Raw genomic sequence first — 1,238 nt, 5'->3', positions numbered from 1 at the left:
TACTAATGTTGGTTCATGTCCACACTTGAAATCAATTAATACTTTTTCCTTGCCTGAAATATATGGTGATAAAAGTTTATGCCCATTTGATTCCACAAGGGATGGGAATGAATTTATATTTCGTTTCAATCGTGATTTAGCTTTTTTGGTTGTTGCACCACATTTTGGACAACCTTTTCCAATCAAATAATTATATGGTCTAATTTTAAAAAAACCATGCCCACAAAATTCATTTACTGAAATATACGTATCGCTATTAGTGTAAACACCTTTTATTTCATGCTTATTTTTAGTAATCGTATCAATCAAATTATCTAAACCTTGTTTTACTTGCTTATTGTAATCTCCATTTATTTTAAAAAGCTTCACTGATTCGTGAAGCATAATCCCCCTATATTCCATTTACATCAACTCATTTTCCACAAGGTATTGACGTAAAATTTTATTTACAATCTCGGATTTGTTACCATGTTGGACATTATCAAGAAAATTAGCAATGTCTTTATCAAAGTAAATACCCTTGTAAACCCTAGCATTATCATCCTTGCTCTTACCTTTAATAAGGTCTTTAATTTCCATAACCATGTTATCACCCTTTACAATAGTATTTTTACTATCATTATTGCCATTATTTTTGGTGTTAATAACATTATTATCAATACTATTTTCAATGCTAGCATCATTATTGTTATTACTATATATGCTAGCATTTATGCTATTAGCCTTACTTTTTCTAGTTTTGGTAGGTTTCACAAATTCCCCTAAATCCTTTTCAGCTTCAATATTATCAGCTTCCAATATCCAACCCTTTTTTCCTACCATTGGAGGAGTAGCACCCACAGCCTTCAAAACTTCCCTTAAAGCTTTTTCCCCAATAGGAAGGCTTTTCACAATATCTTTCAAAGGTTGTTCTTTGGTCATTTCCACAATGTCTTTAATCGTGATATTCAATTTTTCCATGCTTGATTTTTCCCCTTTTCCTTTGGTTTGGTTCGCCCTATTTTTCTTGTCCATGATAGGGTCTAGCCTGTCGATAGGCTTGTTACTATTTAATTTACTATAACAATAATATCATATTGCTAGTAACAATGCTAGCATTAAATTAATGAAATGATTCCACAAGGGATTGAATAGGTTCGATTGCCAAACGGCAACCAAAATTGCCGTTCAATTGCCACTAATGGCAACCCTTAAAACCTAGTAACCACAAGGGATGAAGGGTCACAGTTGCCAAAATT

Annotated in this window: 1 protein-coding gene and 1 pseudogene; both read right to left on the bottom strand. The window is 32.5% G+C overall.

Going from position 1 to position 1,238, the window contains the following annotated elements:
• Positions 1–402: pseudogene (locus BP95_RS30615) on the bottom strand (hypothetical protein); the annotation flags it as partial.
• On the bottom strand, positions 403–1,014 hold the full coding sequence (locus tag BP95_RS0116095) for a hypothetical protein (RefSeq protein ID WP_155987292.1): 612 nt from the start codon (positions 1,012–1,014) through the stop codon (positions 403–405).
• Positions 1,015–1,238 lie beyond the last annotated feature (224 nt).

It is taken from the genome of Paenibacillus sp. UNC217MF, from assembly GCF_000686865.1.
In the GTDB taxonomy this organism is placed as follows: Bacteria; Bacillota; Bacilli; order Paenibacillales; family Paenibacillaceae; genus Paenibacillus_B; species Paenibacillus_B suaedae.
Note: the sequence above shows the minus strand (reverse complement) of the source record. Positions and strands in the feature narration are given on the sequence as shown.